A 21561-nucleotide genomic window follows, 5' to 3' on the forward strand; every position below is an offset into this window, starting at 1 on the left:
AAAAAACTTAATATTTATAGAACCAAGAGTCCATGCTTAAATAATCCCCTGATTGGTTTTGAAAACCAAAACAGTTCAAAATCTTCAAAAAGAATTTCATATTCAGATTTCACCTGTTTGAAAGACATTGCCTGTTGTTGCGGAGTCAATTTATCTAAAATATTTAAAAGCCAACATCCTTTCGCCTTATCCATTGTAATTTTATACACTTCAGTTTTTGTATGAAATGATAATTCTAGCTGCTCCCAAGTTCTGCCCTTTTTTGATTTGACCAATTCTTTGATTGTTGGCGTTGCACCCAACCAAACTATTTTTGCTGTAGCTTTTGTGCTCAAAGACACTTCCTCTTGAAGACAAGTGAAAATATAATCTGAGGCAATTTTCGTCTTAGGAACATTCACATCGAACCAATCCTGTAATGGCATTTCAAAACCTATACCGTGCATAAAATTAAAGAGCGATTTTTTTAATCCGAAGCTGAATTTACTGTGGTCGACACCGGTTTTATCCTTAAAGTCGATATCGTTGTTCGCGAAACTGATGGATTTTACATCAGGCACAACTCCGTATTCCTCAGGATGCAACCCAACCGGACTATGAGCCGTCAATGCAAATTGATGCCAAAATCCAGATTGTATAATTCCCAATTCAAATAACTGCCGCACCATTTCTAAACTATCAACTGTTTCTTGAACTGTCTGTGTAGGATAGCCATACATTAAATAGGAATGTACCATGATGCTAGCCTCGGTAAAATTTCTGGTTACTTGTGCCACTTGTTCTACAGTTACCCCTTTATCGATAAGTTTTAACAAACGTTCTGATGCCACTTCCAAGCCGCCAGAAACGGCTATACAACCCGAAGCTTTTAACAAATAGCACAAGTCTTGCGTAAAATTCTTTTCGAAACGAATATTCGTCCACCAGGTGATGGTCAGGTTTCTTTTTAAAATTTCCAATGCAAATGCCTTCATTAAGGAAGGCGGTGCTGCTTCATCCACAAAATGAAATCCGGATTCCCCAGTTTGTGCTATTAAAGTTTCTACACGGTCTACCAAAAGGTTTGCCGCAACAGGTTCGTAAATTTTAATGTAGTCTAAAGAGATATCACAAAACGTACACTTGCCCCAATAGCAACCATGTGCCATGGTCAATTTATTCCATCGACCATCACTCCACAAACTATGCATGGGATTGGCAATTTCTATAACAGAAATGTATGCATCCAATAATAAATCTGAATAATCTAGAGTACCAACATCTTGCTGTTTATAATCTGGTCGAGAACTAGTATTTTTATAAACAACTTTATTATCCTCTAAAATGAAAGTTCGTTTTAATTCTCCACCTTCATTCATCACATATTTATGAACAAGTTCTATCGGGAGCTCTCCATCATCCAACGAAATAAAATCAACAAATTCAAACACGCGAGCATCGGTAAGGCTTCGTAATTCTGTATTCGGAAAGCCGCCACCCATAGCAATCTTAACCGATGGATGGTTTTTCTTTATAAACTTTGCGCAACGAAAAGCACTATATAAATTACCTGGAAAAGGCACAGAAAAACATACTAATTTAGGTTGTATGTTCGCTAACTGGTCCGATAGTAGTTCAAGCGTTAATTCATCAATAAAAGTTGGTTCTTCATTAAGATGACCATAAAGTTCATCAAAGGAATTGGCACTACGTCCCAATCGTTCAGCATATCTACTGAAGCCAAAATTTGGGTCTATACATTCTACGATAAAATCGGAAAGATCCTCAAGATATAAGGTCGCTAGATACTTCGCTTTATCTTGCATACCCATATTCCCAAAAGCCCATTCTAAATCATCTAACTGCTTAAAACGAGAAGCTTGCGGTAAAAAATTATCAGCACACAACTGCCTAGCCAGCGTATCATTCTTACCTTGCAGAAATAAAATTACCGCATCTAAAGTTTTTAAATAATCTTGGCGAAGCGCGTATATTCTTAGGCTGTTTTCTGAAACAATAGTATTTGCCTCAAAAGCCATATCAAAAAGTTTCTGAAATGTATTTTTATTAAAGAGAGATAAAATAACCTCAATCCCCAAATCTGAATGAAAAGATGAAATATTCTTCGTATTCAAAAACCCCTTTATATATGCCGTTGCCGGATAAGGGGTGTTCAATTGGGTAAAAGGCGGTGTTATTAAAAGAAGGTCTTTCACAAGGCTATTTTAGAACAATGCTGCAAAGATAACGGATACCTCATTCATTATTCAATATCTCGCGAACCGCTTGCTGATATGCCCTAGGATTATTAGCCTTCTTTATTTTCTTAAATGCTTTATGAGGGTTAGAAGTTGACTGCGAAAAAAACTCCCAAAAGCCCTGCATCTTCATTTTAATGGGTGTTGGCCCAGATAATGCTTCATCATATTGCTGGTATATGGTATCATGAAATTCTGAAAAAATCTTCCAACGGTCTATTGGGTACTCGGTGGTATTGTTCTTGATCATACTTGGTAGAAATGGGTCGGCAATTAACCCTCTTCCCATCATAAAATGATTAATACTAGGAAAACGCTCTTTCATTTCTTTGAACTTAGCTACAGTTGTAATATCACCATTATAGTATAATGTATGCTTAGTACTTTCTATACATTTTTGAAAGGCATCCAAATCTACCCCGCCTTTATACAGTTGCTTTCCTATACGTGCATGAATGGCAATATTTTTTAATGGATACCTATCTAGAATAGGAAAAACATCTAAAATCTCTTCTGCATTTTCATACCCCATTCTCATTTTCATAGATACTATCACATCGGTTTCTTCATGGGCACGCTTTAAAACATGATCAATTCTCTCAGGATTACAAATAAGACCGCTACCCATACCTTGCTTTGTAACCATTGGATACGGACAACCTAAATTCCAATTAAGCTCTTTGTACCCTAAACTCTGAATGTACTTAACTACAAACAAAAATTCATCGGCATCACCAGTCATAACCTGCGGTATAACTTCTAAAGAGGTATTATTCTCTGGCTGTAAATCTTTTTGATATGAATTCTTAATCACCATTTTCCCATTCAAACGAATGTATGGCGCATAAAAAGTATCAATACCTCCAAAATATTTTTGGAATGCATTGCGAAATCTAAAATCGGTAAAACCCTGTAATGGTGATGATAGTAAAGTAACTGACATGTATGTATTACTGCGTTATGTGCAAACTCTTCAATTTTGCAACAACAGATTCAGCTGCAAAAATAGCGCCTTCCATGTAACCAGAGTGATGTTTTGAAGTTTCTGACCCAGAAATGAACAATTTATTATCGAATAAAGGTCTTTGATAAAGGGAATGCCCTCCATTTTGATGCGGAAACAAGTTTTCTACCTGTCTATTAGATTTGGTAAATTCTTCTTGATACCAAGCCGTTTCATTATAAGATTCATATTGTAACGCCTCTTCACCAAATACAATTTTAAGTTGCGCTTCTATCCTTTCTATGCGTTGTTCTTGTGTAAAACGCGAACAACTACCAGAAGTAAAACCAACTAGTGCATAGGATTTAGTTTCTAAATTCGCTTGATCATAGAATTCTGTTAAAGGACCAACATTACTAAATATAGTGCCCGATTTACCTTGCTCTCGCCAAAATGGTTTTTTATAAGTAAATGCAACTTTTATGGAGTCTTGCATCCAGGTGTGGGTTTGTTCTGCCAACGAAACCAATTCATTTGGCAATGCGGGTGAAAATGCTATTTGGTCTATTAATACTGCAGGAGGTAATGTGGTAATCACTAGATCCGCTTTAAAAATTTGAGAATAAGTTTTTATTCTTGAGGTGTTTTCAGAGAATAAAACCTCTTTGACTGTCTCATTCGAAAAAACTGTATTCGCTTTTAGTTTCGAGTATATTGCATTCAGCAAATCAATAGTACCATTTTTAAAGCGATAACTTGGACTATCATTCGGCACAACAATCTCTTGAGGTGGTACATTCGAAAATATCTGAAAATATGATATACCGGTAAGGTACTGCTCAAAAAAAGGTACTTTAAACTCGTGGATAATATCCAACAAATGGTAATGACTTTCATTGAACCAAGTCGCTCCCATTTCTACTTTGGCGTTACCAGATTGTAAAGTGTGTATCCTGCCTCCTATTCGGTCTCTTGCTTCCACCACCGTTACGCTAAAACCAAGTTCTTGCAAGCGATATGCTGTTAAAAGCCCGGTTAAACCTGCACCTATAATTGCGACCGATTTATTCATTAAAGTATGTTATTCTGATTAAAAATGAACTAAGAAATTTTAGACTTTAGGAAACATACAGTTACCAATAACCGACCTATATGTCGTTGACTATGTTCCGCAGCATGAAATAAAAGATCAATTACCGTAGATGGTAATTTCCTTCTACCCACAGTACGTATTTCGGTAAGTTTTCGCACTCGAATGGTTTTAAAATATGCTAAAGCTTCAGCAACTTTTAATGAAAATTGTTCGCTTAAATCTTCAGCTTCTGTTTCTAAATTAAAAGTGCCTTCTTGTTTTAAAAACTGAAACTGCTGATCTGTTAACGATTCACTTTTTGCATAAGTCATCATTCTATCCAAAACACCAGTCATATGATTCATATGAAAACCAACCGATGCCCTGCCAGCTACTTTAGCCCATAAAAGTTCTTTTGGGAAATCCATAGTATATTTAGTTAACGCTCGCTCGGATTGTAAAAGCTCATGTATAGCGGACTGTAAAGCTTCTGGTATGTTAGGTATTGGTCCTGCTAACCAAAACTCTACTTGTACTTGTTCATTAAACATAATTCTGCTTGATTATTACTTCCAATATCAAAGTCTCTCTTGTATAACAGAACTTACTACGTAAAATAGAATAATCAAGGGAATGGCCATAAACTTCATGGTCACAATAAGTACAAGACTAATAATCAAAAAGATATAGCGCATGGCATTATCTTTAAAGCTGGTATTTTTAAATTTTAAAGCAAATAATGGCATATTAGCATTTAGTAGATAAGCACTAACAAATGTTAGAATAATCAGGAACCATTGATTAAGAATCAAAGTATTTAAGAAATCGTTGTTCTGATATAGTAATATTAGTGGTAATGACAGAATTAAAAGGGCATTAGCAGGTGTAGGCAACCCAATAAAAGAGGAAGTTTGATTCTCGTCAATATTAAATTTTGCCAACCTATAGGCAGAGGCCATTGTAATAACAAAACCTAAAAATGGCAAGAGGTTTATAAACTCTATTTCCCCAGATTCTAAAAATAAATGTGAACCATCTCCCCAGCCGCTCGTCTGTGACATTGCTAACAATTGAAACATTACAATACCAGGTACTATTCCGCTTGTAATCATATCCGCCAAAGAATCTAACTGTAATCCCAATTCACTTTTCACATCAAGGACACGTGCCGCCAATCCGTCGAAAAAGTCAAAGAATATTCCCAAGGCAACAAAAATTGCCGCAATTTCCAATCGGTTTAACACAGCGAACATTGTAGCCACGCAGCCACAGAAAACATTCATAAGTGTAATAAAATTAGGTATATGTTTTTTCATGGAAATTCTGTTTCGGCTGCAACAATTCTTTTGATTTTGACTAAAAAAAAGAATTTTACAATTTTAATTTATCATAAAAATAAGATAATTCTATTGGTTCTAACTTTTAAACCGACAAAGTAAAATGAGTTTTAAATTAAAGATTGGTACATGATCCTGTTCAATCAGTAAATTATAAAAGCTTTTAGAATTAAATATCTTATTATTCGCATCTTTGCAGCTGCTATGATTTAGTAAAGGTATGTTCAGAAAATTCATTTTTTTTTTAAGTCTACTTTTTAATACATTTTGGGGATATTCTCAAAATGTGGAACTTTCCCCATTATCAAAAATCAGCTTATTAACTGTAGGCACAGGCGAAGATTTAGCTGCTAAGTTTGGGCATAGTGCTATAAGACTACAAGATCCTGCGTTAGGCATTGATGAAGTATATGGTTATGGCACATATGATTTTGAAGATCCTAATTTCTATTTAAATTTCACCAGAGGTAAATTATCATATACTATTTCGCGAATTCCGTTTAAGTATTTCGATTATTCCTATCAGCAAGAAAAACGATGGGTAAGAGAACAAGATTTAGATTTAGATTTACAGCAACGTACCGCAATCGTTGTATTTTTAGAACACAACTTACTGCCTGAAAATAAAAAATATAAGTATGATTTTTTGTTCGATAATTGCGCAACCAGAATACCCATGGTATTTGAAAAGACATTGGGGAGCACTTTTAAATTTGATTATAATTATTTAAAAAACCATCTTACATTTCGCGAATTAATACGATTAAAACTAAACCCGAATACCTGGTCTAATTTTGGTATTGATTTAGCACTAGGCGCTGTAATAGACCGAAAAGCAACACCTTACGAACATTTGTTTTTGCCTATTTATGTCTATCAACAAATGAAACACACTACATTAAACGGTAAACCAATTGTTAAAAAGGAATCGGTTTTATTGGATATTCCTGAGCAAAATGACAATTCGCCTTTATATCTAACACCTGCTTTTTGGCTAGGTCTACTTTTGGCTTTTGTAGCATGGGCGACCTTTAAAGACTATAAAAATGGAAGACGAACGAAATGGCTAGATTTTTCGCTATTTATGCTCACAGGTCTTTCAGGTATTTTAATTTTATTTCTTTGGTTCGGCACAGACCATTTAGCCACAAAAGCGAATTACAACACCTTATGGGCTTTTGCCCCAAATGCCATAATAGGATTTTTAATCCTAAAAGAAGAAGAAGTGCCAAAATGGATTAATTTTTATTTAATCATATTAATTGGAATGCTATTCTTTACCTGTATTCTTTGGATGTTTAAAATTCAAGTTTTCTCAATACTATTAATCTTAGTTATACTAGCATTAGCTATACGTTACCTATTTCTGTTGTATCATTTTAAAAATGTGATTCAACCTAAAAAATAAAAATCAAGATACCCTACATGAATTTACTTACCGTTGAAAATATTTCTAAATCCTATGGTGAATTGGTGCTTTTTGAAAACCTTTCTTTTGGAATCAATAAAGACCAAAAAATTGCCTTGATCGCTAAAAACGGTACAGGAAAAACTTCCATTTTAAATATCCTTTCAGGATCTGACACTCCGGATACAGGACAAGTAAACTATCGTAAATCTACACGTGTTTCCTTCCTTGCCCAAGAACCGGTCATGGATCCTAACTTAACGGTAGAAGAAACTATTTTCGCATCAGACAATGAGATTCTACAGGTCCTAGCTAATTACGAAAAGGCTTTATTAAACTCAGAAGATGCAGACGCTTATCAGAAAGCTTTTGAGGCGATGGACCGTTTCGAGGCTTGGGATTTTGAAACCCAATACAAACAAATACTTTCAAAGCTAAAACTTGATGATTTGAATGCTAAGGTCGATAAACTATCCGGCGGGCAAAAAAAACGCTTGGCTCTTGCCAATGCACTTATCAATAAGCCAGACCTTTTAGTCTTAGATGAACCTACCAACCATTTAGATCTAGAAATGATTGAATGGTTAGAGGAATTTTTCGCAAAAGAAAATATAACCCTCTTTATGGTAACACACGACCGTTACTTTTTGGAGCGTGTTTGCAATGAAATCATAGAACTTGAAAACGGTAAGTTATACCCATACAAGGGGAATTATTCTTATTACTTAGAGAAAAAGGAAGCTCGTATAGAACAAGAAGCAACGGAGCAACATAAAACAGAATTACTATTCAAAAAAGAATTGGATTGGATGAGAAGGCAACCTAAAGCCCGTACCACAAAATCTAAATCAAGAATAGATGACTTTGCGGTCATTAAGGATAAAGCCAGTCAGCGAAGAAAAGACCATCAAGTACAATTAGAACTTAACATGGAGCGAGTGGGGAGTAAAATTCTCGAACTTCATAAGATTACTAAGTCGTACCCTAACAAACCTATTCTAGATAAATTCGAATATGTTTTTCAAAAAGGAGAACGAATAGGTATTATAGGTAAAAACGGTACAGGTAAATCAACCTTTTTAAATATTTTAAGTGGCCGTGATCAACCGGACAGTGGAAAAGTAATTGTTGGTGATACTATTAAATTTGGATACTACACTCAAAAAGGAATTAACATAAAAGAAGGTCAGAAGGTTATCGATGTCATTCGTGAATTCGGTGATTATATACCTTTAATGAAAGGAAAACAGATATCAGCACAACAATTATTAGAACGATTTCTGTTCGATAGAAAAAAGCAGTACGATTTTGTAGATAAATTGAGTGGTGGTGAGCGTAAGCGTCTTTACTTATGTACCATACTCATACAGAATCCGAACTTCTTAATTCTTGATGAGCCAACCAATGATTTGGATATTGTAACGCTAAATGTATTAGAAAGTTTTCTGATGGATTTTCAAGGATGCCTTTTAGTAGTTTCGCATGACCGTTATTTCATGGATAAAATTGTAGATCACTTATTTGTATTTAGAGGTGATGCCATGGTGGAAGATTTTCCCGGCAACTATTCAGATTATAGAGCCTACGAGGACAGCCAAATTCAAGATAAAAGAGAACAAAAAGAAATTCAAACTTCGACCAAAACCAATTGGAAAGAACCAGATACAACTCCAAAAATATCGTATACTGAACAGCAAGAGTTCAAAAAGATAGAAAGAGAAATTCAAAAACTCGAAAATGAGAAAGTTGCACTTCAAGAAAAATTCATCGATGGTTCGTTAGGTGGAGATGATATTAAAGACTTATCGATTAAATTAAAAGAAGTAACAGATTCTATTGAAAAAAAGACCGAACGATGGTTTGAGCTTTCAGCACTCATGGAGGGTTAGAGGCTTTTATCACGCTGACTCCATTTTACATTTTACTACTTCCAAAAATTAGTAGACGCGTGGTATTTACCATTCGTCTACAGTGAAATGCCGCTCAACCGTCTGCGGCAAATTAGGCTAGTTCATGCCCTTACTTTAGCAGTGTAAAACAAATATTATGAAATCAATTATCCTTTTAACTGTTCTTTTTTTCACTACTTTCTTAGCGCAAGCACAAGCAAATAATGAGAATGTTTCTCTAGAGGTTGAAACTACACAAGCTGATATGATTCAAACAATTGAAATTTCGAAAAATACTGTTCCTACTCTGGAAATTAAACACACAATGGAAGTTGCAAGATTATACAAGAACAAAAAAAACAGAATAATTAAAGATTTGGAATTCACCACCAAATTGAATAATGCTAAACTTTCATAATTAAATTCCCACTTCCTTTTAATCACAAAATTTAAACCTACCCCACTTCTTACCAATACCTATTACTTAAAAACATTAAACTTTACGGTTTCAATTCTAAGTTGCACCACTATCATTACTTTTGACAAAAATTGAAAAAGTAATCTGTGTTTCGTTTTATATCCTTCATCAAATTTCTTTTTTCGGCAACGAATCAACATGGGGTTCATTCACCATTTGTATATGCTTATGTGACCAAATGTCTTTATAAGAGAAGGCAAATAAAACTTCCAATAACCTTAAAGATTCTTGTCAAAAGTCTTGATTACTTCAAATATCATTCATTGCGTATTTTGGGTAATGATGAAAAAATTGAGGAAACCATCAAACAATATTGCCCAAATATTTCCTTCACTAAAAACGATACCGATGTATTATTTGGAAGTATCTCTGACCTTAACATTGGTCTAGAAGTTAATAATTTGCCCAATGACTCCATGTTGGTTTTAGACGGAATTCATAAAAATCCAAATAACCTTGAAAGTTGGGAAAAGCTGAAAGCATTAGAGCATGTTCGTGTAACAGTCGATTTATTTTACTGCGGAGTCATATTCTTTAGAAAGGAACAAGCAAAGGAACATTTTAAAATACGGATATAAACCAGTAATTTTAAACCAAAGTAATTTTAAATGAACAGTAATACCATATATATTATTCTAGGAGTCGTGTTCGCTATATATTTAGTTATACGTATAACCACTAGAGGTAAGTCAAATGACCGAAAATCAAGAAAGTTCATGGGAGATTATGAGCGAAAGAATAAAGATGAAAAGAGGTGATAATCGTTAAAATTAGTCAGCTTACAACATCCTAATTCTTACTTAAACCTTCTACAATCTACAAAATGAAAATATATACCAAAACAGGAGATGACGGCACAACCGGACTTTTGGGTGGCACCCGAGTACCAAAACATCATATTCGTATAGATAGTTATGGTACCGTAGATGAATTGAATTCTTGGATCGGACTCATAAGAGATCAAGATATTGACCCTATTTACCAGCACCAATTAATAATAATACAGGAACATTTGTTTACAGTAGGGGCAATTTTAGCTACTGACCCAGAAAAAACAGTACTTAAAAATGGCGAACAACGCTTAAAAATCAAAAAGGTAGGGTTTGAAGAAATTGATTTTTTAGAGCAGGCTATTGACGAATTGGACAGTCAATTACCACAAATGACTCATTTTATTTTACCTGGCGGCCATACTACAGTGTCATACTGTCATATAGCAAGAACTGTTTGTAGAAGGGCAGAACGCATTTCAACACTATTATTTAAAAACGAACCTTTCGACAGTAATATACTTTCCTTTTTAAATAGACTTTCCGATTACTTATTTGTATTGGCACGGAAATTGTCCTATAATTTAAAAGCGAATGAAATAAAATGGGTTCCTAAAAAAAAGGACTAATAAATCCCTAATTAATTCGTTATCAATTAATAATTATAAAAAAAATACAGAAGTTAAATTGAAATTTATCACTAAATTCTTGGTCGTCTCAATTTAAAAATTACTTTTGCAAAAAATTAAAACTAAACAATTACTATGTATTGGACATTAGAATTAGCATCTTATTTAAGTGATGCACCTTGGCCGGCAAGTAAAGATGAGTTAATAGATTACTCCATCAGAACTGGAGCCCCTTTAGAAGTCGTAGAGAACTTACAATCAATGGAAGAAGAAGGTGGCGAGATATATGAATCGATCGAAGAGATTTGGCCTGACTATCCAACGGAAGAAGACTACCTCTGGAACGAGGATGAATATTAATATTCGATATCATAATAACTACTTAAAAGTCTCCTCGGAGGCTTTTTTTTTATGTAATTTTGACAGGTATTTAGGTGAACCGGTTAAAAAACAAGACTGGAATACCTTTTGATAATTTACAGCGTCGGCCATATTTGCCGTCTTTATAATATTTTGAAAATCTCCTTACCTATTTTTGGGTTAAGTAAATTTCAATTCTAATAGTTTAAAATATATGAGTTTCATTAATTCCATCCTAAAGGCATTCGTTGGTGATAAGTCACAAAAAGATGTAAAGGAATTACAGCCTTTAGTAGATCAAATAAAAACATTTGAATTGCAGCTTGAAAGCCTTAGTCATGACGAACTCAGGCAGAAAACCATAGAGTTTAAAAAGATAATTCAGGATTCATACCAAGAGAAAACCGAGCAAATAAACACCTTAGAGGAAGAAGTTAAGAACTCTACAGATATTGACAAGAACGAAGACATTTACACCGAAATTGATAAATTAAAGGAAGAAGCGTACGTTATTTCTGAGGAAACTTTAAACAAGTTACTTCCAGAAGCTTTTGCCGTAGTAAAGGAAACTGCCAAACGTTTTGCCAATAATAAAACTTTGAAAGTGACAGCGTCAGAATATGACAGAACATTGTCAGGTTCTAATGATTATGTAACCTTAGAGGGTTCAGATGCTATTTGGAAAAATTCATGGAATGCTGCCGGTAAAGAAGTAACCTGGGACATGATACATTACGATGTACAGCTTATAGGTGGTATTGCCATGCACCAAGGTAAAATTGCTGAAATGCATACCGGTGAAGGTAAAACCCTTGTAGCAACATTACCCTTATATTTAAATGCACTAAGCGGAAACGGCGCTCACTTGGTAACCGTTAATGATTACCTAGCAAAAAGAGATAGTGCTTGGATGGCACCTATATTTCAATTTCACGGACTTACTGTGGATTGTATAGATCATCACCGACCAAATTCCGATGGTAGGCGTGCAGCTTATAACGCAGATATTACATACGGAACGAATAATGAATTTGGTTTCGATTACCTAAGGGATAACATGGCTCATACACCAAAAGATTTGGTGCAGCGCCCACATAATTACGCTATTGTCGATGAAGTAGATTCGGTATTAATCGACGATGCTCGTACACCTTTAATTATTTCCGGTCCTGTACCAGAAGGTGATCGTCATGAATTTAACGAATTGAAACCTAAAGTTGGTGAAATCGTACAAAAGCAACGTCAACATTTAACCGGTGTTTTGGCAGAAGCTAAAAAACTTATAGCAGAAGGCGATACAAAAGAAGGCGGGTTTCTTTTGCTACGTGTATTTAGAGGATTACCAAAGAATAAGGCATTAATTAAGTTTTTGAGTGAAGAAGGAGTTAAGCAATTACTCCAAAAAACCGAGAATTTCTATATGCAGGATAATAATAGGGAAATGCCCAAGGTAGATGAAGACCTATTATTCGTTATTGATGAGAAAAATAACCAGATTGAATTGACAGATAAAGGTGTCGATTATATTTCTGGCGAAGAAAATAGAGACTTCTTTGTCATGCCAGATATTGGTGGTGAAATTGCTAAAATTGAAAACCAAAATCTTGAGATTGAAGAAGAGGCTGAACTAAAAGAAGAGCTTTTTAAAGACTTTACCATTAAGAGCGAGCGTATTCATACCATGAGTCAATTATTAAAAGCATACACCCTCTTTGAAAAGGATACTGAGTATGTAGTAATGGACAATAAAGTAATGATCGTTGATGAGCAAACCGGTCGTATTATGGATGGCCGTAGGTACTCCGATGGGCTTCACCAAGCTATTGAAGCAAAAGAGAATGTAAAAATCGAAGCATTAACCCAAACTTTTGCAACGGTAACATTACAAAACTACTTTAGAATGTATCGTAAACTCTCAGGAATGACCGGTACGGCTGTTACTGAAGCTGGTGAATTCTGGGAAATATATAAATTGGATGTGATGGAGATTCCAACCAACAGACCAATTGCTAGAGATGACCGCAACGATTTAATTTACAAAACAAAAAGAGAAAAGTACAATGCAATTATTGAAGAGGTAACCAAAATAAGTAAATCGGGAAGACCAGTTCTTATTGGTACAACTTCTGTGGAAATATCAGAATTATTATCAAAACTATTAAGTGTTCGAAAAGTTCCACATAATGTATTGAATGCAAAGCTTCATAAAAAAGAAGCAGATGTTGTTGCCGAAGCAGGTAATGCTGGTATAGTTACCATCGCAACCAACATGGCGGGTCGTGGTACAGATATTAAACTATCCGAAGAAGTCAAAAAAGCTGGTGGTCTTGCCATAGTAGGTACGGAACGTCATGATTCTAGACGTGTAGACAGACAATTACGCGGACGTTCTGGTAGACAAGGTGATCCAGGAAGCTCTCAATTCTATGTTTCTCTAGAAGATAACCTTATGCGTTTGTTCGGCTCTGACAGAGTAGCTAAAATGATGGATAAGATGGGCTTAGAAGATGGCGAAGTTATACAGCACAGTATGATGACAAAATCTATCGAACGTGCGCAGAAAAAAGTGGAAGAAAACAACTTTGGGGTTCGTAAGCGTCTTTTAGAATATGATGATGTTATGAACGCACAGCGTGAAGTAGTCTATAAAAGAAGACGCCATGCATTACAAGGTGAGCGCTTAAAGCTTGATATTGCAAATATGATCTATGACACCTGTGAGGTAATTGTAGAAGGCAATAAAGCTGCCAGTGATTATAAGAATTTCGAATTTGAGCTGATTAAATATTTTTCGATGACATCACCAGTTGATGAAGCTGACTTCGGAAAATTGGGTGCCCAAGAAATAACAGGTAAAATTTATAAAGCTGCATACGACCATTATAATGATAAAATGGAACGTAATGCTGCATCTGCTTTCCCTGTAATCAAAAAGGTGCATGAAGATAATGCAAACAATTTCGAGCGCATAGTAGTTCCATTTACTGACGGAATCAAAAGTTTAAATGTTGTAACCAATCTTCAGGAAGCTTACGATACCAACGGTAAACAATTAATTACCGATTTCGAAAAGAATATTTCATTAGCTATAATTGATGACTCATGGAAAACGCATCTTCGTAAGATGGATGAGTTGAAACAATCTGTCCAATTAGCAGTTCACGAACAAAAAGACCCATTATTAATTTATAAGTTCGAAGCATTTGAATTATTTAAGTCAATGATAGAGAAAGTGAACAAAGAAGTAATTTCATTCTTATTCAAAGGAGAATTACCTTCTGAAAACACAAACGCTATACAAGAGGAAAGGAATATTCGACGTTCGAAAGAAAATTTAAAAACGACTAAAGAAGAAATCCCTAATAGTGATGAAATGGTAGCTCAGAGTAGAGCCGTTGGCCAAACACAAGGACAACGACCTGCCGTAACTGAAACTATTACAAGAGAGCAACCTAAGATTGGTCGTAATGAACGTGTTACCATCAAAAATGTATTGAGTGGAGAAAGCAAAACTGTAAAGTTTAAGCAGGCAGAACCTCTTATACAGAGTGGTTCTTGGGTATTAACCCAAGATTAATAAAAACATTATAAATATTTAAAAAAGGCATCCCAATATTGGGATGCCTTTTTTAATACCTATAATTTTCACTTTACATTTTCAACTTGTTAAATCAACTTACTAAAATTATTTGGTGTTGAAAATTAGCTATATTTAGACAACCTATTAAAAATCAAACCAATGAATACTACCAGAAGAAAATTCATCAATTCAATAGGAATGCTTGCAGCTAGTTCAGCTTTTCCAATTTCAACATTTGCATTTAGTAAGACTTCAAAACTAAAAGTTGCATTGGTAGGAACTGGTATCCGGGGAACCACCTTTTGGGGAAAACGTTTGGTTGACGAATATGGAGAAATTTTAGAATTCGTCGGGCTATCTGATATCAACTCAAGTCGTTTAAAATATGCCAAAAATTTTATTGGTGCTAATTGCCCACTTTTCACAAATTTTGAAGAGATGGTGAAGATGACGAAACCAGATTTGATTATTGTGACTACTAAAGATTCAACGCACCATCAATTTATAATTAAGGGATTGGAAATGGGTTGTGACGTATTAACAGAAAAACCATTGACTACAGATGAAACTAAATGTCAGGCAATTATAGATGCTGAAAAAAAATCAGACAAAAAACTAATTGTAGGTTTTAATTATAGATGGAGCCCGTATGCAACCAAAATAAAAGAATTATTGGCAAATAAAACGATTGGGGATTTGGTATCCGTTGATTTCCATTGGTATTTAAATACGTATCATGGTGCTTCGTATTTTAGAAGATGGCATGGTGAAATGGAGAGTAGCGGATCTCTTTGGGTTCATAAATCTACTCATCATTTTGATTTATTAAACTGGTGGATAAATTCTGAACCCAATCAGGTATTTGCCTATGGTGATTTAGAATATTATGGCAAGAACGGAACACAAAGAGGTCCTAATTGTCGTAGTTGTAATCATAAGGATACCTGCGAATTTTATTGGGATATTACCAAAGATGCATCATCTAAAAAATTATACACTGATCACGAACATGAAGATGGTTATATAAGAGACAATTGCTTATTTCGGGAAAATATTGATATTTATGATAAAATGTCTGCCCAAGTAAAATATGCAGACAATACAGTATTAAACTATAGTCTAACTACCTATTCACCCTTCGAAGGGTGGCGTGTTGCTTTTAATGGCACAAAAGGTAGAATTGAAGCTTCACAAGACATTCCTTACCATTCAATAACCTCTGTTGATGAAGCTGAAAAACATGTTTTGGAAATGGCTCAAAACAATAAGGAAGAATTAAACCATGAGTCAATTATAGTTCACAAGCTTTGGGAAAAACATGAAGTAATAAATATACCTATGGAAAAAAGTGGCCATGGTGGTGGAGACAAACGCCTTCATGATAAAATATTCGTCAATCCTGAAACAACTGACCCATATGGCAGAACTGCCGGTGTTAGAGATGGAGCAATGTCCATTTTAATAGGTATAGGTGCTAGAATAAGTATTGAATCTGGCAAGGCTATTAATATTGGAGAATTAACAGACCTTAAACCAAAGAAAGAGCGCAGCTGACACTAACTTTACATAATTATGTCATACAAAAACAAAAAACACTAGCATAATGATAAAAACATAATTAGATTTACATTTCTAATTTAGTATGTTTTTTTGTACATAAACAATATCTATGCCCGGATTTACCATTGACAAAGAGCGTCTTCAGGATAAAACCAAACTTTTTTTAAGGGTAAATTATACCACTAGCATAATATCCATTTTATTTGGAGCATTATGCTATTTCCTATTAGGCATAACCGAAGTTATTCCTTTCACACTTTTAGCATTTGGAGTTTTAAACTTCATCAACTTACAATACTTTAAAATTCATAAAAAGATATTTCCAACCTTCAATTTTTCATCTATAATTGGTCTTTTATCCTCATTTATAGTGACTTTATACAGTGGCGGAATACATAGTCCTTTTATCTTTATGATTCCGTTAGTTGCATTTGGTGGCTTTATCAACAGCAGTAGATATGGCAAACTCTATTTGAACGTTATTATAGTTCTCATCTTATTAGTTTTTACACAAACTATACCTGAGCTAAATATCACAGGAAATGCCGTGCCAGAAAGTTCGAGTGCTGTATTTAGCCTTGTTTCAGTTTTATTTTCGGTTTTTATTTTAGGAAACACATTTGGCAAAAGTTTATTAAAGACCTACAACGCACTGTATACTTCCAAGAAGGACATGGCCAATCAAGTTCATGAAAAAGAAAATTTACTGAAAGAAGTTCATCATAGAGTTAAAAACAACTTACAGACCGTATCAAGTTTATTAAGCCTACAATCTCGAAATATTAAAAGCAGCCCAATGAAAAGCCTCCTAAAAGGAACGCAGAATAGGGTAATCGCAATGGCAATGGTTCATGAAATGCTCTACATGCGAAAAGATATTAGCCATATTGAGTACAAATCTTATGTTCAAGAGCTAAGTGAATATTTAATTCGTTCTATAAAAGGAATCGACAATAATATTAATTTAAAAATTGATATTCCAGATATAAAGTTAGGTATAGACACTGCCATTCCATTAGGTTTATTAATCAATGAATCTTTGACCAATTCATTAAAGTATGGTATCGAAGGTGATAAAGAAGGCGAAATCAGTATTAAGTTACAAAAAGATTCAGAAAAAGAAAATTGTTACATTCTTGAAATAGGAGATAATGGTATTGGTTTTCCTGAAACAATCAATTACAAAAACACAAAGTCATTAGGGTTAAAACTCATATACAATCTTACCCGTCAATTACGGGGAACAATTGAACGCGATGCCTCCAAAAAAGGCACCAACTACATTATCAAATTCCAAGAAATAAACCAACAATTATCTCCAGTTATGTAAGTTAAAGCCTTTTGTGTTTTTTAGTTCAGAATTCTATTAATAAAGTTGATACTTGCTCTGTGTACTTATTATCTCTTTGCCTATATTTATAAGGACTAACTTAAACTGTCTCCTTATGTTCAAACAAATAGTATTAGCTACGGTATTCATTTTCGTAGGCTTACTAACGATCAATGCCCAATCTCTTGCAGGAGATGGCCCACACACTCAATTAATAATTAGAGGCGTTATGCTTATTAATGGAAATGGAGCACCACCACAAGGCCCCATTGACATTGTCGTTGAAAACAATATCATTAAAGACATTAAAGTTGTAGGATATCCTGGTGTAGCCATCGATAACTCTAAGCGACCACAATTAAAAGTAGGTGGCAAGGAGCTAGATTGTACTGGTATGTACTTAATGCCTGGCTTTATAGATATGCACACCCATATTGGCGGTGATGCGCAAGGTGCTGATCCAGATTATGTTTTTAAACTTTGGATGTCACATGGTGTAACCACAGTAAGAGAGGTTGCTGGAAGAGGTATTGATGCAACGCTAGATTTAAAACAAAAAAGCGAGAGAAATGACATTATCGCCCCACGTATAATCTCATATACCGCATTTGGGCAAACCAGTAAATCCTTTAATCCGTTGAACGATATTCCTATATCAACTTCGGAACAAGCTCGTGAATGGGTACGTGCGAATGCCAAAAAAGGAGCTGATGGTATTAAATTTTTTGGTGCAGAACCATCTATTATGGCGGCAGCACTTGATGAAAACAAAAAATTAGGACTAGGTTCTGCATGTCACCATGCACAAATGAGCGTTGCTAGATGGAATGTACTTCATTCCGCTAGGGCGGGATTAACTTCAATGGAACATTGGTATGGATTACCGGAAGCATTATTCGATAATCGTACGGTGCAGGATTTTCCTCTTGATTATAACTATCAGAATGAGCAACATCGTTTCGAAAATGCCGGAAAATTATGGGCACAGGCAGCTGAACCATACTCTGAACATTGGAATAATGTAATGAATGAATTATTGGCGTTAGATTTTACTTTGGACCCTACGTTTAATATCTATGAGGCTAGTAGAGATTTACAGCGCGCTAGACGTGCCGAATGGCATGAAGACTATACATTGCCCTCACTTTGGGAATTTTATCAACCAAGCAAAGTATCTCATGGTTCTTATTGGCATGATTGGGGTACAGAGCAGGAAGTGCAATGGAAAAAGAACTATAATCTTTGGATGACCTTTATTAATGAATATAAAAATAGAGGTGGTCGAGTTACAACAGGTTCCGATTCTGGGTTTATATTCCAATTATACGGTTTTGCCTATATACGTGAACTAGAATTAATGCGTGAAGCAGGATTTCACCCTTTAGAAATAATACAATCTGCAACTTTAAACGGTGCAGAAGCATTAGGTTTAGATGACAAATTAGGTTCAGTTACTATCGGAAAATTAGCTGACTTTGTTGTAGTTGAAGAAAATCCGCTTCAAAATTTAAAAGTACTATATGGAACAGGAGCAATAAAGCTTACCGATGATAATGAGGTGGTTCGTATTGGTGGTGTAAAATATACTATTAAAGACGGTATCGTTTACGATGCAAAAGCCCTATTAGCAGACGTAAAACGACAAGTTGATGAAGCCAAGGTCAAAGAGAATTATAGAATTAAGCAGCCTGGCATTAAGAACTAAAACTTTCTTTTGTTTACTGGTACCTTGATTGGACGCAATTGTTTTTTATTTTTTGAAGTTAAGGAAACAACTACAAGAACAATTAAAGCGGGTATTAAAAGTGTAAGTATTATCATAATTGAAATTTTAAAAGGATGCTTCATTGCACCTTTTTAATATAGCAAAGATTATGCCAGCTTACCATAATTCTTATGTGTAATAAACGCCAATTCTCTGTTGACTCTAGAATTTCTATATCGATACAAACGAGTTATTTCAGTTTCAGTAGTGATTGTAAACGTTTTATTATAGTCAGTACCATTAAGGCTATGAACCATAACAATGCCCATTTCAATAGTGTTAACTTTATCATCTGATTGAGGGTTTTGTGCTATCGCTAATGCTCCGGCGAAAATTATAAGTAGTAAGGTGAATATTACTTTCATATCTTAATATTGAACAATATAAAGATACCAGCGGCTCAACAATAAAGACTCTTGACCACGATGAACGACTGTAATTTTCGGCTAATGTAAATTCCTATGATGAATCGACAAAAAATGCCGATGAATAGCTTTTGACCTAAAAACATCACACCGAGATGATATGTAATTCGTCGAAATTTTTAAAAAATTTTATTATTAAAGCATCAATAAAAACACCTTTAATGGAATGTAATAAATGATATTTATTAAAGTATATACTTGCCCTGTTTTGTAAAAGAAAAGTATTTTGAATATATAGAAGGTATCCTTATTTGTTCCTACCCCTTTTTCCATAATTTTTATCGCCTCGAGTCTTTGGCTTAGAATATTTCTTTTTAATAATCCGTTTATAAGAACCGCCCTGGTTTTCTTTTTTGTTCTTATCCGATTTATCATGAAAACTAGCTCCACGCTCTTCTTCATTTATATTCAAAGGATTTTCACGCTCCTTATGTTTAGGCTGTTCGTCGAAAGTTAGTTTAGTGGCTATTTCAACATTACCAGGTAAGTCTAATAAATCTACTTTGTGCAACATCAAATCTTCGATGGCATCTTTTGCTTCTTCTTCATTTGGGGTAAATAATAAAATAGAAGTTCCCTCTTTCTCCGCCCTACCCGTTCTACCGATTCGGTGCATATAGTTTTCAGGATAAATAGGCGTATCAAAATTAATGACATGTGAAATTTCCTGAAGGTCAAGTCCCCTTGCCATAACATCTGTAGTTACCAAAATTCGGTTCTTACCTTCATCAAATTGGTTGATAGAGCGTAATCTATAGTTTTGGGTCTTATTAGAATGTATAATACAAATTTCTTCACTAAAAAATTCTGCCAGCTCTTTAAACAACAAATCTGCACTACGTTTGCTAGAGACAAAAACCAAAACTTTATGGTATTCCTCTTCTTTCTGCAGTAAATTAACCAACAAATTTACTTTTGTATAAAAGTTAGGCGTTGCATACCCGAATTGAGCTATGTTCTCTAATGGAGTTCCACTAACTGCAATTGATATTTTCTGAACTCCTGTAAAGAAATCGGTAATAAATAACTCTATGTCATCGGTCATAGTTGCAGAGAACATAATATTCTGTCTTCTGACAGGTAACAATTCGAAAATATTAACCAATTGAAATCTAAATCCCAAGTCTAACATAACATCGACCTCATCAATTACTAGTTTCTTGACCGATTTTAATTGAACTGCTTTGGTCAAAATTAAATCGTATAATCGTGCAGGAGTTGCCACCAAAATATCGGTACCCAAAGCCAACGCATCTTTTTGTCGTAACATACTTTTACCACCAAACACACCTAGGACACGAATAGCTGAATATTTAGCTAGTTTTTCAGCTTCCTCTACTACTTGTACCACTAACTCGCGAGTAGGCACAAGAATTACCACCTTTGGGTGTATCTCTTTAGAAAATGAGAGGTTATTTAAGATTGGAAGTAAATAAGCAAATGTTTTTCCTGTTCCGGTCTGTGCTATACCGACAACATCACTACCACTCATTACGATAGGAAAAGCCTTCTCTTGAATAGGTGTAGTATTTTCAAACCCTAAATCATCTAGAGCTTTTTCTAGGTTTCTAGAAATCTTTAAATCGGTAAACAAAGACATAACAATTACTTTTGTATTTCAGTTGCAAAGCTATGTGGATTAGTTGACAAAACACGATAACTAAGACAATTATCGTTTTTATCCTTTTAGATTCTATTTTTTTTAGAACTAAAACTAAATTTAGTTTTGTAGTTGACAACAGATTGAATGCCACATTCTATTCTTTACTAATATTAGT

The 21561-nt window shown here is 34.6% G+C and carries 18 protein-coding genes; 11 read left to right on the forward strand and 7 right to left on the reverse strand.

The genetic code is table 11. From position 1 onward, the window contains the following. Positions 1-14: 14 nt before the first annotated feature. From AACZ49_RS03165 to AACZ49_RS03185, 5 genes are read right to left on the reverse strand one after another with little or no spacing between them, the layout of a single operon-like run. Positions 15-2195 (reverse strand): B12-binding domain-containing radical SAM protein, encoded by a 2181-nt coding sequence (locus AACZ49_RS03165; protein ID WP_339651525.1) that lies wholly within the window; start codon positions 2193-2195, stop codon positions 15-17. 40 nt (positions 2196-2235) lie between these two features. Next, complete coding sequence (locus tag AACZ49_RS03170) at positions 2236-3180, reverse strand: tRNA-dihydrouridine synthase family protein (protein WP_339651528.1); 945 nt, start codon at positions 3178-3180, stop codon at positions 2236-2238. A 7-nt stretch (positions 3181-3187) separates the two neighbouring features. Then, a complete protein-coding gene (locus AACZ49_RS03175) occupies positions 3188-4252 on the reverse strand; it encodes an FAD-dependent oxidoreductase (RefSeq protein WP_339651530.1) in 1065 nt (354 codons plus the stop codon). A gap of 29 nt (positions 4253-4281) precedes the next feature. After that, on the reverse strand, positions 4282-4803 hold the full coding sequence (locus tag AACZ49_RS03180; protein WP_339651533.1) for a DinB family protein: 522 nt from the start codon (positions 4801-4803) through the stop codon (positions 4282-4284). Between the two features lie 27 nt (positions 4804-4830). Beyond that, entirely contained in the window at positions 4831-5568 is a 738-nt protein-coding gene (locus AACZ49_RS03185) for a CDP-alcohol phosphatidyltransferase family protein (RefSeq protein WP_339651537.1), read from the reverse strand. A 241-nt stretch (positions 5569-5809) separates the two neighbouring features. Here AACZ49_RS03185 and AACZ49_RS03190 point away from each other — a divergent pair, with 241 nt between their 5' ends. The 11 genes from AACZ49_RS03190 to AACZ49_RS03240 all read left to right on the forward strand — a co-directional run bounded on the left by AACZ49_RS03190 (position 5810) and on the right by AACZ49_RS03240 (position 19298). Continuing rightward, positions 5810-6997, forward strand: coding sequence for a DUF4105 domain-containing protein (locus tag AACZ49_RS03190; protein WP_339651540.1), 1188 nt, complete (start codon positions 5810-5812; stop codon positions 6995-6997). Between the two features lie 17 nt (positions 6998-7014). After that, entirely contained in the window at positions 7015-8886 is a 1872-nt protein-coding gene (locus tag AACZ49_RS03195) for an ABC-F family ATP-binding cassette domain-containing protein (RefSeq protein WP_339651542.1), read from the forward strand. A 157-nt stretch (positions 8887-9043) separates the two neighbouring features. Next, positions 9044-9304, forward strand: a complete 261-nt coding sequence (locus AACZ49_RS03200) for a hypothetical protein (protein WP_339651544.1) — start codon at positions 9044-9046, stop codon at positions 9302-9304. Positions 9305-9627: 323 nt separating this feature from the next. Then, on the forward strand, positions 9628-9942 hold the full coding sequence (locus AACZ49_RS03205; RefSeq protein WP_339651547.1) for a hypothetical protein: 315 nt from the start codon (positions 9628-9630) through the stop codon (positions 9940-9942). 30 nt (positions 9943-9972) lie between these two features. Beyond that, a complete protein-coding gene (locus AACZ49_RS03210; RefSeq protein ID WP_339651549.1) occupies positions 9973-10122 on the forward strand; it encodes a hypothetical protein in 150 nt (49 codons plus the stop codon). Between the two features lie 65 nt (positions 10123-10187). Continuing rightward, entirely contained in the window at positions 10188-10763 is a 576-nt protein-coding gene (locus AACZ49_RS03215; protein ID WP_339651552.1) for a cob(I)yrinic acid a,c-diamide adenosyltransferase, read from the forward strand. 135 nt (positions 10764-10898) lie between these two features. Further along, complete coding sequence (locus AACZ49_RS03220) at positions 10899-11123, forward strand: DUF2795 domain-containing protein (RefSeq protein WP_027064442.1); 225 nt, start codon at positions 10899-10901, stop codon at positions 11121-11123. A gap of 214 nt (positions 11124-11337) precedes the next feature. Continuing rightward, entirely contained in the window at positions 11338-14700 is a 3363-nt protein-coding gene (secA, locus tag AACZ49_RS03225; RefSeq protein ID WP_339651554.1) for a preprotein translocase subunit SecA, read from the forward strand. A 162-nt stretch (positions 14701-14862) separates the two neighbouring features. Further along, positions 14863-16257: a Gfo/Idh/MocA family oxidoreductase gene (locus AACZ49_RS03230; protein ID WP_339651557.1), complete on the forward strand. Its 1395-nt coding sequence runs from the start codon at positions 14863-14865 to the stop codon at positions 16255-16257. Positions 16258-16372: 115 nt separating this feature from the next. Further along, positions 16373-17593 carry a sensor histidine kinase gene (locus tag AACZ49_RS03235; protein ID WP_339651560.1) on the forward strand — a complete coding sequence of 407 codons (1221 nt, stop codon included), beginning with the start codon at positions 16373-16375 and terminating at the stop codon, positions 17591-17593. 115 nt (positions 17594-17708) lie between these two features. Continuing rightward, entirely contained in the window at positions 17709-19298 is a 1590-nt protein-coding gene (locus AACZ49_RS03240; protein ID WP_339651561.1) for an amidohydrolase family protein, read from the forward strand. Positions 19299-19465: 167 nt separating this feature from the next. On the opposite strand, the gene AACZ49_RS03245 is transcribed toward AACZ49_RS03240, so the two are convergent. Then, entirely contained in the window at positions 19466-19723 is a 258-nt protein-coding gene (locus AACZ49_RS03245) for a hypothetical protein (protein WP_339651564.1), read from the reverse strand. A gap of 307 nt (positions 19724-20030) precedes the next feature. Beyond that, positions 20031-21383 (reverse strand): DEAD/DEAH box helicase, encoded by a 1353-nt coding sequence (locus AACZ49_RS03250; protein ID WP_339651566.1) that lies wholly within the window; start codon positions 21381-21383, stop codon positions 20031-20033. Between the last annotated feature and the right edge of the window lie 178 nt (positions 21384-21561).

Origin of the sequence: uncultured Maribacter sp. (assembly GCF_963975365.1) — a bacterium.
Lineage (GTDB): Bacteria > Bacteroidota > Bacteroidia > Flavobacteriales > Flavobacteriaceae > Maribacter.

Bases quoted from the DNA above. Each gene is read 5' to 3' on its own strand.
- AACZ49_RS03170 (WP_339651528.1), bottom strand. From the start codon at position 3,180: ATGTCAGTTACTTTACTATCATCACCATTACAGGGTTTTACCGATTTT.
- AACZ49_RS03175 (WP_339651530.1), bottom strand. From the start codon at position 4,252: ATGAATAAATCGGTCGCAATTATAGGTGCAGGTTTAACCGGGCTTTTA.
- AACZ49_RS03180 (WP_339651533.1), bottom strand. From the start codon at position 4,803: ATGTTTAATGAACAAGTACAAGTAGAGTTTTGGTTAGCAGGACCAATA.
- AACZ49_RS03185 (WP_339651537.1), bottom strand. From the start codon at position 5,568: ATGAAAAAACATATACCTAATTTTATTACACTTATGAATGTTTTCTGT.
- AACZ49_RS03190 (WP_339651540.1), top strand. From the start codon at position 5,810: ATGTTCAGAAAATTCATTTTTTTTTTAAGTCTACTTTTTAATACATTT.
- AACZ49_RS03195 (WP_339651542.1), top strand. From the start codon at position 7,015: ATGAATTTACTTACCGTTGAAAATATTTCTAAATCCTATGGTGAATTG.
- AACZ49_RS03200 (WP_339651544.1), top strand. From the start codon at position 9,044: ATGAAATCAATTATCCTTTTAACTGTTCTTTTTTTCACTACTTTCTTA.
- AACZ49_RS03210 (WP_339651549.1), top strand. From the start codon at position 9,973: ATGAACAGTAATACCATATATATTATTCTAGGAGTCGTGTTCGCTATA.
- AACZ49_RS03215 (WP_339651552.1), top strand. From the start codon at position 10,188: ATGAAAATATATACCAAAACAGGAGATGACGGCACAACCGGACTTTTG.
- AACZ49_RS03220 (WP_027064442.1), top strand. From the start codon at position 10,899: ATGTATTGGACATTAGAATTAGCATCTTATTTAAGTGATGCACCTTGG.
- secA (WP_339651554.1), top strand. From the start codon at position 11,338: ATGAGTTTCATTAATTCCATCCTAAAGGCATTCGTTGGTGATAAGTCA.
- AACZ49_RS03230 (WP_339651557.1), top strand. From the start codon at position 14,863: ATGAATACTACCAGAAGAAAATTCATCAATTCAATAGGAATGCTTGCA.
- AACZ49_RS03235 (WP_339651560.1), top strand. From the start codon at position 16,373: ATGCCCGGATTTACCATTGACAAAGAGCGTCTTCAGGATAAAACCAAA.
- AACZ49_RS03240 (WP_339651561.1), top strand. From the start codon at position 17,709: ATGTTCAAACAAATAGTATTAGCTACGGTATTCATTTTCGTAGGCTTA.
- AACZ49_RS03245 (WP_339651564.1), bottom strand. From the start codon at position 19,723: ATGAAAGTAATATTCACCTTACTACTTATAATTTTCGCCGGAGCATTA.
- AACZ49_RS03250 (WP_339651566.1), bottom strand. From the start codon at position 21,383: ATGTCTTTGTTTACCGATTTAAAGATTTCTAGAAACCTAGAAAAAGCT.